This is a genomic window from Burkholderia sp. MSh2, from assembly GCF_000731655.1.
Classification (GTDB): Bacteria; Pseudomonadota; Gammaproteobacteria; order Burkholderiales; family Burkholderiaceae; genus Burkholderia; species Burkholderia paludis.
Genome location: NZ_JPGM01000055.1, coordinates 1 through 15,171, shown reverse-complemented (window position 1 = coordinate 15,171; position 15,171 = coordinate 1). Strand labels below are relative to the sequence as shown.

General features: G+C 68.2%; 13 protein-coding genes. 7 read left to right on the top strand and 6 right to left on the bottom strand.

What is annotated here, in order from left to right; translation table 11 throughout:
• Positions 1–90: 90 nt before the first annotated feature.
• From GQ57_RS28510 to GQ57_RS28500, 3 genes are read right to left on the bottom strand one after another with little or no spacing between them, the layout of a single operon-like run.
• The gene (locus GQ57_RS28510) at positions 91–1,581 is read right to left on the bottom strand and encodes a YfcC family protein (protein ID WP_034199640.1); all 1,491 of its coding nucleotides are present in this window, start codon (positions 1,579–1,581) and stop codon (positions 91–93) included.
• 29 nt (positions 1,582–1,610) lie between these two features.
• A complete protein-coding gene (locus tag GQ57_RS28505; protein ID WP_031401791.1) occupies positions 1,611–2,384 on the bottom strand; it encodes an IclR family transcriptional regulator in 774 nt (257 codons plus the stop codon).
• On the bottom strand, positions 2,381–3,280 hold the full coding sequence (locus tag GQ57_RS28500; protein ID WP_031401790.1) for an N-formylglutamate amidohydrolase: 900 nt from the start codon (positions 3,278–3,280) through the stop codon (positions 2,381–2,383). Before GQ57_RS28500 ends, GQ57_RS28505 begins: the two co-directional genes overlap by 4 nt.
• Before the next feature lie 352 nt (positions 3,281–3,632).
• Here GQ57_RS28500 and GQ57_RS28495 point away from each other — a divergent pair, with 352 nt between their 5' ends.
• Complete coding sequence (locus GQ57_RS28495; protein ID WP_031401789.1) at positions 3,633–4,736, top strand: porin; 1,104 nt, start codon at positions 3,633–3,635, stop codon at positions 4,734–4,736.
• Positions 4,737–4,762: 26 nt separating this feature from the next.
• On the opposite strand, the gene GQ57_RS28490 is transcribed toward GQ57_RS28495, so the two are convergent.
• Positions 4,763–5,599: a DMT family transporter gene (locus GQ57_RS28490; protein WP_031401788.1), complete on the bottom strand. Its 837-nt coding sequence runs from the start codon at positions 5,597–5,599 to the stop codon at positions 4,763–4,765.
• Between the two features lie 110 nt (positions 5,600–5,709).
• Between GQ57_RS28490 and selD the strand changes: the two genes are divergently transcribed.
• The 3 genes from selD to GQ57_RS28475 all read left to right on the top strand — a co-directional run bounded on the left by selD (position 5,710) and on the right by GQ57_RS28475 (position 8,719).
• Positions 5,710–6,774: a selenide, water dikinase SelD gene (gene selD / locus GQ57_RS28485; protein ID WP_031401787.1), complete on the top strand. Its 1,065-nt coding sequence runs from the start codon at positions 5,710–5,712 to the stop codon at positions 6,772–6,774.
• 64 nt (positions 6,775–6,838) lie between these two features.
• Positions 6,839–7,429 carry a LysE family translocator gene (locus GQ57_RS28480; protein WP_031401786.1) on the top strand — a complete coding sequence of 197 codons (591 nt, stop codon included), beginning with the start codon at positions 6,839–6,841 and terminating at the stop codon, positions 7,427–7,429.
• Between the two features lie 222 nt (positions 7,430–7,651).
• Positions 7,652–8,719, top strand: a complete 1,068-nt coding sequence (locus GQ57_RS28475) for a purine-nucleoside phosphorylase (protein ID WP_031401785.1) — start codon at positions 7,652–7,654, stop codon at positions 8,717–8,719.
• Positions 8,720–8,925: 206 nt separating this feature from the next.
• Here GQ57_RS28475 and GQ57_RS28470 read toward each other — a convergent pair whose 3' ends face one another.
• Positions 8,926–9,219: a DUF4148 domain-containing protein gene (locus tag GQ57_RS28470; RefSeq protein ID WP_027790465.1), complete on the bottom strand. Its 294-nt coding sequence runs from the start codon at positions 9,217–9,219 to the stop codon at positions 8,926–8,928.
• A 393-nt stretch (positions 9,220–9,612) separates the two neighbouring features.
• Entirely contained in the window at positions 9,613–10,617 is a 1,005-nt protein-coding gene (gene ceoR, locus GQ57_RS28465; protein WP_031401784.1) for a putative multidrug efflux transcriptional regulator CeoR, read from the bottom strand.
• Positions 10,618–10,841: 224 nt separating this feature from the next.
• On the opposite strand from ceoR, the gene GQ57_RS28460 reads away from it, so the two are divergent.
• The 3 genes from GQ57_RS28460 to ceoB all read left to right on the top strand — a co-directional run.
• On the top strand, positions 10,842–11,702 hold the full coding sequence (locus GQ57_RS28460; protein ID WP_031401783.1) for an alpha/beta hydrolase: 861 nt from the start codon (positions 10,842–10,844) through the stop codon (positions 11,700–11,702).
• Positions 11,703–11,734: 32 nt separating this feature from the next.
• On the top strand, positions 11,735–12,952 hold the full coding sequence (gene ceoA / locus GQ57_RS28455; RefSeq protein WP_031401782.1) for a multidrug efflux RND transporter periplasmic adaptor subunit CeoA: 1,218 nt from the start codon (positions 11,735–11,737) through the stop codon (positions 12,950–12,952).
• Positions 12,953–12,997: 45 nt separating this feature from the next.
• Positions 12,998–15,171, top strand: a 2,174-nt coding sequence (gene ceoB / locus GQ57_RS28450; protein ID WP_034199662.1) for a multidrug efflux RND transporter permease subunit CeoB, incomplete at its 3' end; no start/stop codon positions are given.

Sequence of the window (15,171 nt, the reverse complement as noted above, 5' to 3'; positions counted from 1 at the left end):
CCGGGGCGTCGGCAAACCCGCTTTACGCGGCGCGCGGAAAAAGGCGGAGCGGGCGCACGGAGAAGGCGGGATCGGGCGCGCGGCCGAACCTCAATACCCGGTCCACACCGCGAACGTCAGCGCGACGCACGACAGCGCGAGCAGCGTCAGGAACAGCGGCAGCACGAAGCGGATCCATGCGCCGAAGTCGACGCGCGCGGTCGCGAGGTAGGCCAGCAGCATCCCCGACGTCGGCGTGACGAGGTTCGTCAGTCCGCCGCCGAGCACGAACGCGAGCACCGACGTCTGCCCGCTCACGCCCGAGAGCTGCGCGATCGGCCCGATGATCGGCATGCTGACCGCGGCCTTGCCCGACACCGACGGAATGAAGACGTCGAGCACCATCTGCACGCCCATCAGCCCGTTGGCGACCCACACCGGCGACTGCCCGTCCGCGAGCCGCGTGAAGAAGTGGATCAGCGTATCGAGCACGAGGCTGTTCTGCAGCAGCAGTTCGACGGAGGCGGCGAGCCCCATCAGCAGGGCGGCGAGCATCATGTTCTTCATCCCGTCGACGAACGCGTCGGCCGCGCTGCGCGAATCGAGCCCGCCGATGATGGCCGTCGCGATGCTCACGGCCGTGTAGAACGCCGCCAGCTCGACATTGCCCCACTTCAGCTCGCGCGTGCCGTAGATCAGCATCGCGACCGCCGCGGCGAACACGGCCAGCGTCGCCTTGTGGCGCAGCGACAGCTTCGCGGCCGTGTGCGCGGCATGCCCTTCGGCGGTCTGCCCGGCCCGGTAGCCGCTGTTGCGCACGTAGCGCAGCAGGTACAGGATGCCGATCGTCAGGAACACGACGAATACGACGGCGCGCAGCGCGACGCCGCTGAACAGCGGCACGCCGACGAGCGGCTGCGCGACGGCGAGCGCGAGCGGATTCGTGACCGACGCGATATAGCCGATCTTTGCGGCGATTGCGACGAGCGCGACCGCGAACAGGTCGGACAGGCCGAGGCGCCGGGCGATCACGACCACCATCGGAATGATCACGAGGTACTCGGAGATGAAGCCGAGCAGCGTGCTGCCGAGCCCGATCAGGATCATCAGCATCGGCGTCAGCAGGTACGCGTTGTTGCCGGTGAGCTGCAGCAGCCGGTCGATGCCGGCATCGACGACGCCGGTGCGGCGCATCACGCCGAACATCCCGCCGACGAACATCACCATCACGATCAGCGGCGCGTTCTTCAGCAGCCCTTCCGGCACCGCGACGAACGCGGAGACGAGGCTCGCGGGCAGCGCGTGCGCGGACGTGCTGTGGCTCACGGCCGGCGCGACGAGCGTCGCGAGCGCAGTCGTCTTCGGCACCACGTGGTAGGTGCCCGGCACGACGAGCCGGCCGTTGCGCGCGAACTGGCCCGAGTCGACGAGCCACGTGAGCGCGATCGCGGCGGCCAGCACCCACAGCATCATCACGACCGGGTGCAGCATCTTGCCGTGCGGATGCGGCGCATGACCGGCGCTCGCCGCCGGCTGGTCGGCCGCGCACGCGGCGGTGTCGGCGCCGTGCGCGCCGACCGGGTTCGGGGAAGAGGCGGACATCGGATCCTCGTCGAAGAAGGAGCGGGCCGTCAGGCCGGTTGCAGCGCGGCGCGCGCCGGGACGTAGCCGAGTTCGGCGGAAATGGCGAGGCTGCACGCCTGCAGGCGTTCGAGATAGTCGGGAATGTCGGCGTGGCTCACGCGCACCTCGGGGCCCGTCACGCTGACGGAGGCGACCGTCGCGCCCGTCAGGTCGCGCACCGGCACCGCGATCCCGACCGCGCCGGGCGTCACCTCGCCGCTGCTCACCGCATAGCCCTTGCGCGCGACCGCGTCGAGTTCGCCCTCGAGCGTCGCCGGCGCGTCGGCCCGGGCGTTCCGGCGCAGTTGCGCGAGGTATTCGTCGCGCACCGCGTCGGGCGCGAACGCGAGCAGCACCTTGCCCGATGCGCCGAAATCGATCGGCCGGCGGTTGCCGACCGCGCCGACGGTGCGCACCGCGTGCGTCGTCTCGCATCGCGCGACGCACACCGATTCGAGCCCTTCGCGCACGCGCAGCACGACGGTCTCGTTGATCGCCTGGTTGAGCGCGAGCATGTGCCGGTGCGCGGCGCGCACGAGCGCGTTCTGCTGCGACGCGGCCACGCCGATCACGAACGCCTGCGGGCCGAGCGCATAGGTGGACGTGCGCGGGTCCTGCACGACGAAGCGGTGCAGTTCGAGCGTGCACAGCATCCGGTACGTGCGCGACTTGTTGATGCCGAGTTGTGACGCGAGTTCGGTCACGCCGAGGTTCGGATGCTCGGCCACGTAGGTCAGCAGTTTCAGCGCACTGTCGACGGCGTCGACGATATAGGTCGTCATGCGGTGCCTCCCGGCGCTGCGATGCGCGCGCGCACGTAATCGGCGAGCGCGTCGAGGTACGCGTCCACCGAGCGCTTCAGCGCGGCGAAGCCCACGTGCTTCGCGAACGCGGCTTCGTCCATATACAGCGCGCGGTTGAATTCGATCTGGATGCCATGGCGCCGCCGGGCCGGATCGGCAAGCGCGTTCAGCAGGTCGCCGCCCTGGTACGGGTCGTTGACCTGCACGCGATAGCCGGCGTCGGCGAACCATTGCGCGGTCCATGCGGTGAAGGCCGGGTCGGCGGTCGTGCCGCGCCGGTCGCTGACGACGACGTCCGGCCGCAGTGCGCCCGCGTCGACGTTCATCGCGTTGCCGCGCGACTTCATCGAATGGCAGTCGATGTGCCACAGCGCGCCGTGCGCGGCATGCAGCGGCTCGGCGATGGCGGCGAGCGCGCGGCGGTAAGGCCGGTAGTACGCGTCGATCCGGTGGCGCACCTCGGCGAGCGACAGCTTGCGGTCGTACAGCGGCACGCCGGGCAGCGCGTCGCGGCGGATCAGCCCCATCCCGCGCTGCGTATACGGCTGCGGCGACAGCGGCTCGGGCCACGGCTCGGCAAGCAGCATCGCGTCGATGTCGGTTTCCGCGCGGTTCGGATCGATGTATGCGCGCGGGAACGTCGCGGCGAGCAGCGTGCCGCCGCGCGCGGGCGCGCCCGCCCACAGTTCGTCGATGTACGCGTCCCACGTCGTGCGGATTGCGTCGTCGGGGGCGACGGTGGCGAAGTCCGGCGGATAGGCGATGCCGCTGTGCGGCGAGTCGACGACGATCGGCAGGGCCGGCGCCGTCGGCGGGGTGACGACATGCGCGGGCGCCGCGCCGGCGGCCGCGGTGTTGCAATTAAACGTCAGCATGGGGATCAGGTTCTTTACCTAGTTTCGCGAGATGTCTCGTTCGTTGGTTTTAATCATTAAAACAGCGTATCAATATTTCACAACGACTGAAAATTGCGGTCAAGGGCTTTTTGCGATACCGGGATTGCGTGTTGCGATCGGCCCGTCAGGCCCGCCGTTATTGGGACTGTTTCATTCCTCGAAACGCCTTGCTGCTCAAGGTCATTTGATGCCCGCATGCGATTTTTGGCGCCGCTTGACGCCTCAAATCGACGAATTCGACAATGAATAAGACGATGTTTTATTCAATAAAACACGTTGCGGGGCGAAATAAATCGCTCCCCATATTCAATCGACAAAAAAGGGGCTGGAGATGAAGCGGAAAGGGATGGCGGTCGCGCTGGCGGGTATCGCAATGGCGGCGGGTGCGACGCATGCGCAGGCGCAGTCGAGCGTGACGCTGTACGGCGTGGTCGATTCGGGGATCACCTACACGAACAACCAGAACGGGCACGCGGCGTGGCAGGCGACCGGCGGCAACGAGCAGGGCACGCGCTGGGGGCTGCTCGGCAAGGAGGAACTCGGCGGCGGCACGCGCGCGGTGTTCCGGCTCGAGAACGGCTTCAACATCGAGAGCGGCGCCGCGAGCCAGGGCGGCCGGCTGTTCGGGCGCCGCGCGTACGTGGGGCTGGAAGACGACCGCTGGGGCACGCTGACGATGGGCCGCCAGTACAACGCCGCGCAGGAAGTGCTGGAGCCGCTGCAGATCGGCGCGACCACCGCGCTCACGCAGTACGCGCTGCATCCGTTCGACACCGACGACCTGAACAACACGTTCCGCACCAACAACTCGGTGCAGTACCAGACGCCCACCTGGTACGGCCTGCACGCGGTCGGCCTGTACGGCTTCTCGAATTCGACGTCGTTCGCGCAAAACCGCGTGTGGAGTCTCGGCACGAGTTACGAGAACGGGCCGCTGCAACTCGGCGCGGCCTATGTGCGCGTCGACCATCCGGCGCTCGACACGACCGGCGCGGTCGCGTCGGACAACTATTACACGTTCATCAAGGGCGTGACGCGCCAGCAGATCTGGGGCGCGGGCGGCGCGTATGCGTGGGGCGCCGCGACGTTCGGGCTGCTGTACACGAGCTCGCTGTTCAACCTGCAGACGGGCGGCGCGATGCGCTTCAACAACTACGAGGGCAGCGTGCGCTACCTGATGACGCCCGCGCTGCAGTTCGCGCTCGGCGAAACCTATACGCAGGTGCTCGCGTCACAGGGGCCGAAGCCGAGTTCCCACTACCTGCAGACGAGCGTCGGTGCGCAGTATTTCCTGTCGAAGCGCACCGACGTCTACGTGAACGCGTTCTACCAGCGCGCCTCGGCGAACGCGGTGGCCGCGATCGAGGGGATCTCGAATCCGTCGAGCACGCGCACGCAGATCGTCGCGGTGACGGGCATCCGCCACAAGTTCTGACGCGTGTCGCGGCGTGCGCGCGGCGGTTACATCCGGATCAGCACCGCGCCGGTGACGACCAGCGCGCACGCGACGAGCCGTTTCGCGCCGGGCCGCTCGCGCATCGCGAGCCAGCCGATCAGCACCGCGAAGATCGAGCTGGTCTCGCGCAGCGCCGACACGGTCGCGACCGGCAGGTGACGGTACGCGAGGATCGCGGTGCCATAGGCGGCGAGCGAGAGCGTGCCGGCGATCGCCCCCTGCCGCAGCCCGGCGCGCGAGCCGAGCACGACGCGCGGGCCGCCGCGCAGCGCGCACACCAGCACCATCTGCGGAATGCTCCACAGCAGGAACACCCAAGCGATGTAGCCGAGCACGCTGCCCGACATGCGCGAGCCGATCCCGTCGCAGATCGAGTACGCAGCGATGAACACGCCGGTGAGCAGCGCGTAGGGCACGCCTTCCCCGGAGAACCGGAAGCCGCGCCGCAGCGCGAGCGACATGATGCCGAACGACACCATCGCGATGCCCGCGAAGCCGAACGGCGTCGGCTGCTCGTGCAGGATCGCGAACGCGAGGATCGACACGAGCAACGGCGACATCCCGCGCGCGATCGGATAGATCTGCCCGAACTCGCCGCTGCGGTACGCGCGCGCCAGCGTGAAGCAGTACCCGACCTCGAGCGCGGCCGACGCGGCAATGTACGGCCACGACGCGGGCGCCGGCGCGGGCAGCAGCGCGGCGCCGACGGCGCCGAACGCGAAATACGGCAGCGACATCGTGCCGAGCTGCACGAGCCGGTCTTCGCTGACGTGGAGGAAGGCGTTCCAGATGGCGTGCAGCAGGGCGGAGCACAGCACGAGGCCGATGAAGAGGTGGTCCATGGGAGAAGGGCGTGACGGGCAGGGTCAGGGGCGCCGTCATTATGTCGGGATTGCGCGCGCTCGCGCGGAATTGTCGATAATGGCGTGTTGTTATTCACCGGATGCCGACGATGACCGAAGCCACCCCATCCCAGCCCGCCGTTCCGCGTCTCACGAGCCTGTCGCACGGCGGCGGCTGCGGCTGCAAGATCGCGCCGGGCGTGCTGTCCGAGCTGCTGAAGCGCGCGACGCCGCCCGCGCTGTTCCCGGATCTGCTGGTCGGCACCGAGACGTCCGACGACGCGGCCGTCTACCGCCTCAACGACGAGCAGGCGATCGTCGCGACCACCGACTTCTTCATGCCGATCGTCGACGATCCGTTCGACTTCGGCCGCATCGCGGCCACCAACGCGCTGTCCGACGTCTATGCGATGGGCGGCAAGCCGATCCTCGCGCTCGCGCTGGTCGGCATGCCGATCAACGTGCTGCCGCACGAGACGATCGCGGCCGTGCTGCGCGGCGGCGAATCGGTGTGCGCGGAGGCGGGCATTCCGGTCGCGGGCGGCCATTCGATCGACTCGGTCGAACCGATCTACGGGCTCGCGGCGATCGGCGTCGTGCATCCGTCGCGCGTGAAGCGCAATGCGGCCGCGCGCGCGGGCGACGTGCTCGTGCTCGGCAAGCCGCTCGGCGTCGGCGTGCTGTCGGCCGCGCTGAAGAAGAACCGGCTCGACGATGCCGGTTACGCACAGATGGTCGCGACCGCCACCCAGCTGAACCGGCCGGGCGCCGAGCTCGCCGCGCTGCCGGGCGTGCATGCGCTGACCGACGTCACGGGCTTCGGGCTGCTCGGCCATACGCTCGAACTGGCGCGCGGCGCGCAGCTCACCGCGCGCGTGCACTACGCATCGCTGCCGTGGCTCGCGGGCGTCGAGGCGTTCGTCGCCGACGGCGTGCTGACCGGCGCGTCGGGCCGCAACTGGGCCGCATACGGCGCCGACGTACGGCTGGCCGACACGCTGCCGCCCGTCGCGCAGGCGCTGCTGACCGATCCGCAGACCTCCGGCGGCCTGCTGGTTGCGTGCGCACCCGAAGCCGTCGACGAGGTGCTCGCGTGTTTCCGTGCCGACGGTTTCGACCGCGCGGTGGTGATCGGCGAGATGGCGGACGGGCCCGCCCGCGTCGACGTCGCATGACGGAGGCTCGTCGTTTGCGGTTGCCAGGGTCGATGCCTTCCGTCATCGAAGGCATCGGCGACCGATGAACGACTTCCTGTTCGGGCTGACGATCGCGCTGTCGGTCGGGCCCGTGGCGCTGCTGATCGCGAACTACGGCATGCGCGCCGGCACCGCAAGCGGCGTGTGCGCGGCGGTCGGCGTCGCGACGGCCGACGGCTGCTACGCGCTCGTCGCTTTCACGCTCGGCGCGATGCTCGCCGGTACGCTCGCCGCGCATCTGCCGCTGTTCCGCCTGGTCGGCGCGCTCGTGTTGCTCGCGATGGGCGCGCGGATGCTGTGGCAGGCCGTGCGGGATCGCCGCCGCACGCTCGACGGCGATGCGCGGCCGCCGGGCAGCCGACCGTTTGTGTCGATGTTCTTCGTCACGCTGGCGAATCCGCTGACGATCCTGTTGTTCTACGGCTATGCGACGGCCGCCGCCGGCGCGCATCGGCACTGGCTGCTCGGCGCCGCTTGCGTGTTTGCCGGCAGCCTGACGGGGCAGCTCGTGTTTGCGTTCGGCGGGAGCGCGATCGGCCGGATCGTGAAGTCGCCGGGGCTGCTGGCGGCGAGCCACGTGGTCGCGGCGCTGGTCGTGCTCGGTTACGGGGTGGCGGGCCTGGCTCGGCTGTAGCGGTCAGCCGGCCGATGCGCGTGCGGGTCGACCGGATAGCATTCCTGATCATGTTGCGCGGGCGGATGCCGCGTTCGTCGCGCGCCCGGATCGCCCGATCCGCACCGGAATGCCCGCGGCCGTTTCGTAGTCGGGTTCCGCATTGCGCATGCCCGTTCTATACTCCGTCGCGCAGTCTCCGAGAGCCGTTCTCACCCAACATCATCGAAACAAGGAACGCCGATGCTGACTCGCTCCATCCTTTCCGCCGCCGCATTCTCGCTCGCGGCCTGCGCAACCGCACCGTCGATCGCGCAGGACAGCCAGGGCAACAATGCATTCGCCGAGACCGGTGCACAGGGCCGCCCGGTCAAGGTCATGATCGTCACGATGTTCGGGCCGGAGGGCCAGGCATGGCTCGACCGGCTCGGTCCGTGGCGCGACATCGCCGTGCCGGGCCTGTCGCCCGATTACCCGAACGTTCACTGCAACAAGCAGGACGTGTGCGTGGTGACGACCGGCATGGGCTACGCGAACGCGTCCGCGACGATCATGGCGCTCACGTTCTCGCAGCGCTTCGATCTGCGCCGCACGTACTTCCTGGTTTCCGGCATCGCGGGCGTCGACCCGGCGCAAGGTACCGTCGGGTCGGCCGCGTGGTCGAAGTACCTCGTCGATTTCAGCCTGCAGTGGGAGCTCGATGCGCGCGAGATTCCGGCCGGCTGGAATACGGGCTATCTCGGCATCAACACGAAGAGCCCGAACGACAAGCCGCCGCTCGACTATCGCACCGAAGTGTTCCAGCTCAACCCGCAACTGACCGACGCCGCGTACGCGCTGTCGCGCAACGTCGTGCTCGCCGACAGCGCACAGGCGCAGGCCGCGCGCGCGAAGTTCACGTATGCGCCGGCCAACCGGCCGCCGACGGTGATCCAGTGCGACACGTCGTCGGGCAACACGTGGTTCTCGGGCACGCTGATCGGCGAGCGCGCGCGCCAGTGGACGAAGATCCTGACCGACGGCAAGGGCACCTACTGCATGACCGCGCAGGAAGACAACGCGACGTACGAAGCGCTCAAGCGCGCGGCGAGCGTGAAGCGGGTCGACCTGTCGCGTGTGGCGGTGCTGCGCACCGGGTCCGATTTCGACCGGCCGTATGCGGGGCAGACGAGCGCCGACAACCTGCTGAACTACGCGGACCAGGGCGGCTTCGCGCCGGCGACCGAAAACCTGTACCGCGCGGGCAATCCGCTCGTGCAGGACATCGTGACGCACTGGGGCGAATGGCGCGACGGCGTGCCGCGCCGTTGAGGCCGGGCGACACCCCGGCCGGCGCTCAATGCGCGTGCGGCGCCGAACGGAACGGCGTCCACACCGGCGTGGTGTCGTCCCAGTGATCGAGCGGCGAAGGAAGCGGGTCGTTCATGATGTACTCCTGCAACTGACTGACTCGACGGGCCGTCGAGGGGGTGTCGGGACGCCGCGCGCGGGGCAACCCGCCGCGCGGCGTTGTACGTTTACCGGCCTCCGCCGGCGAGCTGGTTGCTTTCCGGCATCGAGCGATACGGCCCTTGCGCCAGTTCGAGCCCTTGCGGGTACGAATTCGCCTTGCGCAGGTAGGCGAGCGTGCCGTCCTTGCGCGCCTGCTCGACTTCGGCGCTGACTTCGGCGCGCGTACGCGGGCCGTAGTGCTGCGAGTACCACGACGTGTTGCCGTAGTCGCCGGCATGCGGCGTGCCCGAATCGGCGAAGGCCGGTGCGGATACGGCGAGGGTGAGCGCGAGGGCGGAGAGAAGATGGCGGCGGTTCATGGCAAGACTCCTGTGTCGATACGAGCGAGCGCCTGGGCGCCGGCTCCGGCCCCGTCAGGCGGGTCCGTTCGATGCGCAACGAGGTGCGCGACAGGGTTTACTCTAGGTATCTGCTCCGTCGCGATAAATGCGGCAGACGCGAATTGATTTGTCGTCGCAAAGGAACAATCGACATCCGCACGGCCGGCAGGGTGATTCCGGAATCGCCCGGACCCGCCTGCGGGGGGCCTCTCGGGCAGCCGCGGCGAGACGCGACGACGCCCGCGCGCGACTGTCGCGCGCGGCACAAAGGATTGCTGCGGATTCGGGAACGATCGGGTGCGCGGTGCCGGAGCGCGGCGCGAAGGCGGGACGACGCGCGGGCCTCGCAGCCCGCGCGTGCGGTTCAGACGGTCAGGCGACCCACTCGTTGATGACCGGCGTGTCGAGCACCGGCGCGCGTTCGGCTTCCTCGAACGTGCGCTTGCTGCACGTCGCGTCGAGGCTGCCCTTGCCGCTCAGCAGCGGACAGCGGTCGAACACCTCGGCGACCCAGTCGACGAACACGCGGACCTTCGGCGACAGGTGGCGGCTGTGCGGGTACACCACCGAGATCGGCATCGGCAGCGGCCTGACGCCGGGCAGCACTTCCTTGAGGCGGCCTTCGCGCAGGTGCGGCAGCACCATGAACAGCGGCGGCTGAACCAGCCCGAAGCCTTCGAGCCCGCAGGTCACGTACGCATCCGCATCGTTCACCGACACGATGCCTTCCATCTTCATCTCGACTTCCTGGCCTTCGATCAGGAAGGTCCAGTCGATCGTGCGGCCGGTGCGGCTCGAGAAATAGTTGACGGCCTTGTGCTGGCTCAGGTCGTCGATCGTCTGCGGCTCGCCGTAGCGCTCGAGATAGTTCGGCGCGGCAACCGTCACGCATTCGAACAGGCCGACCCGCCGCGCGACGAGCGACGAATCCTGCAGCGCGCCGACGCGGATCACGCAGTCGACGCCTTCCTGCAGCAGGTCGACCGGCCGGTCGGACAGGCCGAGCTGCAGGTCGATGTCCGGGTAGCGCGTATGAAATTCGCACAGCGACGGAATCACGAGCAGCCGCCCGATCGAGCCCGGCATGTCGATACGCAACTTTCCGTGCGGCTTCCGGTTGTTGGCCTGGAAGCTCGCTTCGGTTTCCTCGACGTCCGCGAGGATCCGCACGCATCGTTCGTAGTACGCCGCGCCGTCCGGGGTGAGCGACAGCCGGCGCGTGGTCCGGTGCATCAGCCGCACGCCGAGGAATGCTTCGAGATTCTGGATGATCGTCGTGACGGACGCCCGCGGCAAGCCGAGCGTTTCCGCCGCCTTGGTGAAGCTGCTCGTATCGACGACGCGAGTAAACACCTGCATGGCCTGAAGCCGGTCCATCGCAACCTCCGCAATCTGGGGCCCGCCAGCCGATGGGGCGCGTGTGAACGCCGCAGGCAGCAGGCCCGATGAGCCCCCGGAACGACAAGGCTGCGCTACCTCGTGGGTAAACGCAGCCTCGGATTGTTCGGGGGCGTTGAATTGTGTTGCCGGATTATAGGCATTTATCCCGATGTCTGCCGGACCCAGAATTCGTTCCATCTCGAAATGGATGCTGCATCGTCATGGACGCTTCTGAATTCAGCAAATTCCTGAAGGCCGCACTGCCCGCGCAAGCCACGGCGGGCGCGGCGCTGACGGTCGCGGAAGTGGAAATTCCCGGCTACGCGCAGGACATCGTGCTGCGCCTCTACCGGCGGCCGGACAAGACCGGGTTGCCAGTAGTGCTTTATTTTCACGGCGGCGGCTTCGTGCGCGGTTCGCTCGAGGACGCCGATTTCGCCGCGCGTTATTTAGCAGAACGCTTACCGGCGCTCGTCGTGTCGGTCGACTATTCGCTCGCGCCGGCCTTTCCTTTTCCGGCCGCGCCGGAGGATGCGTATCGCGCGGCCGTATGGGTCGCGACGCGCGCCCGCGCGTTCGGCGGCAACCCGAAGAAGCTCGGTGTCGCGGGCCACGACGCGGGCGGCCAGCTCGCCAACTGCCTCGCGTTCATCGCGCGCGATCGCGGCGAAGTGTCGATCGCCGCGCAGGCGCTGTTCGGACCGATGCTCGACCCGAGCATGACGCGCATGGGCGACGCCGAGCGTCTTGCGTCCGACATCACACCGCGCGAATGCGCGGCCTGTTATCGCGCGTATCTGCCGCAGGCGGCGCAGCGCATGCACCCGTACGCGGCGCCGCTCGAATCGGTGCGCCTCGCGGGGCTGCCGCCGACGCTCGTGGTCACGGCGCAGAACGACGTGCTGCACGTCGAGGCGGAGAAATATGCGGGCTGCCTGATCTCGTCGGGCGTGCTCACGCAGGTGATCCGCTATCCGGACATCACGCACGCCGCGCTCGCCACGCACGAAGCCGCGTTCGAGGAAGCCGTGCGCTTCTTCCAGTGCCGCTTCCAGGCGCGCCAGCCGGCCCGTTCCGAATAATCAGAACCAATCCACGCTTACCGGAGATCCACATGGCCATCCTACGCACCTCCCGTTCCCGAATCGCGACGGCGGCGATCGTGACGCTCGCCGTCGTCGGCCTCGGCACGTTCGGCGCGATGCGCGTGAACGCCAACGCACCCGACAAGGCGGCCGCACCGCTGCCCGAAGTCGACGTCGCGACCGTCGTGCCGCAAACCGTGACCGACTGGCAAAGCTACTCGGGCCGCCTCGAAGCGGTCGAGAAGGTCGACGTGCGCCCGCAGGTGTCGGGCACGATCGTCGCGGTGAACTTCAAGGACGGCGCGCTCGTGAAGAAGGGCGACGTGCTGTTCGTGATCGACCCGCGCCCGTACCAGGCGGAAACCGACCGGGCGGCCGCGCAGCTTGCCGCCGCGCAGGCGCGCAACGGCTATGCGCAGACCGACTGGCAGCGCGCGCAGCGGCTGATCGGCGACAACGCGATCGCGAAGCGCGACTACGACGAGAAGCAGAACGCGGCCCGCGAGGCGACGGCGAACCTGAAGGCCGCCGAAGCCGCGCTGGAAACGGCGCGCATCAACCTCGGCTATACGCGGATCACCGCGCCGGTGTCGGGCCGCGTATCGCGCGCGGAAATCACGCTCGGCAACGTCGTGTCGGCCGGTGCGTCGGCCGCACCGCTGACGACGCTCGTGTCGGTGTCGCCGATCTACGCATCGTTCGACGCCGACGAGCAGACCTACCTGCAGTACATCAACGGCGCACGCAACGGCCGCAAGGTACCGGTCGAGCTGGGCCTCGCGAACGAGACGGGCTACTCGCGCAGCGGCGAGATCGATTCGGTCGACAACCGGCTCGACACGTCGTCGGGCACGATCCGCGTGCGCGCGCGCTTCGACAACGCGGACGGCACGCTGGTCCCGGGCCTCTACGCACGCGTGAAGGTGGGCGGCAGCGCGCCGCACGAGGCGCTGCTGGTCGACGACGCGGCGATCAACACCGACCAGGACAAGAAGTTCGTGTTCGTCGTCGATGCGCAGGGCCGCGTGTCGTATCGCGAGGTGCAGCAGGGGATGCAGCACGGCAACCGGCGCGTGATCGTGAGCGGGCTGTCGGCGGGCGATCGCGTCGTCGTGAACGGTACGCAGCGCGTGCGCCCCGGCGAACAGGTGAAGCCGCACATGGTCCCGATGACGGGCGGCGATGCGCCGTCCGAGCCGCTCGCGAGCAACGCGAAGCCGGCCGCATCGGCGAAGGCGGATTCGTAAGCGGCACGCCGCTTCGCATCCGCGTTCAACCAGACAGAGCAATCCATGAACATATCCAAATTCTTTATCGACCGGCCCATCTTCGCAGGAGTCCTATCGGTGATCATCCTGCTCGGCGGGGTGATCGCGATGTTCCTGCTGCCGATCTCGGAATATCCGGAGGTCGTGCCGCCTTCCGTGATCGTGAAGGCGCAGTATCCGGGCGCGAACCCGAAAGTGATCGCCGAGACGGTCGCGTCGCCGCTCGAGGAGCAGATCAACGGCGTCGAGGACATGCTCTACATGCAGTCGCAGGCGAACAGCGACGGCAACATGACGATCACCGTCACGTTCAAGCTCGGCACCGATCCGGACAAGGCCACGCAGCTCGTGCAGAACCGCGTGAACCAGGCGCTGCCGCGCCTGCCGGAAGACGTGCAGCGGCTCGGCATCACGACGGTGAAAAGCTCGCCGACGCTGACGATGGTGGTCCACCTGATCTCGCCGGACAACCGCTACGACATGACCTACCTGCGCAACTACGCGCTGATCAACGTGAAGGATCGCCTGTCGCGGATCCAGGGCGTCGGCCAGGTGCAGCTGTGGGGATCGGGCGACTACGCGATGCGCGTCTGGCTCGATCCGCAGAAGGTCGCGCAGCGCGGGCTGTCCGCCGAGGACGTCGTGCAGGCGATCCGCGAACAGAACGTGCAGGTCGCGGCCGGCGTGATCGGCGCGTCGCCGTCGCTGCCCGGCACGCCGCTGCAGCTGTCGGTGAACGCGCGCGGCCGCCTGCAGACGGAAGACGAGTTCGGCGACATCGTCGTGAAGACGACGCCGGACGGCGGCGTCACGCGCCTGCGCGACATCGCGCGGATCCAGCTCGACGCATCCGAGTACGGGCTGCGTTCGCTGCTCGACAACAAGCCGGCCGTCGCGATGGCGATCAACCAGTCGCCGGGCGCGAACTCGCTGCAGATCTCCGACGAAGTGCGCAAGACGATGGCCGAGCTGAAGCAGGACATGCCGGCGGGCGTCGACTACAAGATCGTCTACGACCCGACGCAGTTCGTGCGTTCGTCGATCAAGGCGGTCGTGCACACGCTGCTCGAGGCGATCGCGCTGGTCGTGATCGTCGTGATCGTGTTCCTGCAGACCTGGCGCGCGTCGCTGATTCCGCTGATCGCGGTGCCGGTGTCGATCATCGGCACGTTCTCGCTGCTGCTGGCGTTCGGCTATTCGATCAACGCGTTGTCGCTGTTCGGGATGGTGCTCGCGATCGGGATCGTGGTCGACGATGCGATCGTGGTGGTCGAGAACGTCGAGCGCAACATCGAAAGCGGGATGAACGCGCGACAGGCGACCTACAAGGCGATGCAGGAAGTGAGCGGGCCGATCATCGCGATCGCGCTGACGCTCGTCGCCGTGTTCGTGCCGCTCGCGTTCATGTCGGGCTTGACCGGCCAGTTCTACAAGCAGTTCGCGATGACCATCGCGATCTCGACGGTGATCTCGGCGTTCAACTCGCTGACGCTGTCGCCGGCGCTGTCCGCGATCCTGCTGAAGGGCCATGGCGACAAGGAAGACTGGCTCACGCGCGTGATGAACCGCGTGCTCGGCGGCTTCTTCCGCGGCTTCAACAAGGTGTTCCATCGCGGCGCGGAGAACTACGGCCGCGGCGTGCGCGGCGTGCTGTCGCGCAAGACGCTGATGCTGGGCGTGTACCTCGTGCTGGTGGGCGCGACCGTGCTCGTGTCGAAGGTGGTGCCGGGCGGCTTCGTGCCCGCGCAGGACAAGGAATACCTGATCGCGTTCGCGCAGTTGCCGAACGGTGCATCGCTCGACCGCACCGAGAAGGTGATCCGCGACATGGGCTCGATCGCGCTGAAGCAGCCGGGCGTCGAGAGCGCGGTTGCGTTCCCGGGGCTGTCGGTGAACGGCTTCACGAACAGCTCGAGCGCGGGCATCGTGTTCGTCACGCTGAAGCCGTTCTCGGAACGGCATGGCAAGGCGCTGTCGGCGGGCGCGATCGCGGGTGCGCTGAACCAGCAATACGGCGCGATGAAGGACTCGTTCGTCGCGGTGTTCCCGCCGCCGCCGGTGCTCGGCCTCGGTACGCTCGGCGGGTTCAAGATGCAGATCGAGGATCGCGGCGCGGTCGGTTATGCACGGCTCGCGGATGCGTCCAACGACTTCATCAAGCGCGCGCAGCAGGCGCCTGAACTCGGCCCGTTGTTCAC

What these genes read in the sequence shown, in the direction of transcription:
- GQ57_RS28510 (WP_034199640.1), bottom strand. Translation starts at nt 1,581, where the DNA reads ATGTCCGCCTCTTCCCCGAACCCGGTCGGCGCGCACGGCGCCGACACC.
- GQ57_RS28505 (WP_031401791.1), bottom strand. Translation starts at nt 2,384, where the DNA reads ATGACGACCTATATCGTCGACGCCGTCGACAGTGCGCTGAAACTGCTG.
- GQ57_RS28500 (WP_031401790.1), bottom strand. Translation starts at nt 3,280, where the DNA reads ATGCTGACGTTTAATTGCAACACCGCGGCCGCCGGCGCGGCGCCCGCG.
- GQ57_RS28495 (WP_031401789.1), top strand. Translation starts at nt 3,633, where the DNA reads ATGAAGCGGAAAGGGATGGCGGTCGCGCTGGCGGGTATCGCAATGGCG.
- GQ57_RS28490 (WP_031401788.1), bottom strand. Translation starts at nt 5,599, where the DNA reads ATGGACCACCTCTTCATCGGCCTCGTGCTGTGCTCCGCCCTGCTGCAC.
- selD (WP_031401787.1), top strand. Translation starts at nt 5,710, where the DNA reads ATGACCGAAGCCACCCCATCCCAGCCCGCCGTTCCGCGTCTCACGAGC.
- GQ57_RS28480 (WP_031401786.1), top strand. Translation starts at nt 6,839, where the DNA reads ATGAACGACTTCCTGTTCGGGCTGACGATCGCGCTGTCGGTCGGGCCC.
- GQ57_RS28475 (WP_031401785.1), top strand. Translation starts at nt 7,652, where the DNA reads ATGCTGACTCGCTCCATCCTTTCCGCCGCCGCATTCTCGCTCGCGGCC.
- GQ57_RS28470 (WP_027790465.1), bottom strand. Translation starts at nt 9,219, where the DNA reads ATGAACCGCCGCCATCTTCTCTCCGCCCTCGCGCTCACCCTCGCCGTA.
- ceoR (WP_031401784.1), bottom strand. Translation starts at nt 10,617, where the DNA reads ATGGACCGGCTTCAGGCCATGCAGGTGTTTACTCGCGTCGTCGATACG.
- GQ57_RS28460 (WP_031401783.1), top strand. Translation starts at nt 10,842, where the DNA reads ATGGACGCTTCTGAATTCAGCAAATTCCTGAAGGCCGCACTGCCCGCG.
- ceoA (WP_031401782.1), top strand. Translation starts at nt 11,735, where the DNA reads ATGGCCATCCTACGCACCTCCCGTTCCCGAATCGCGACGGCGGCGATC.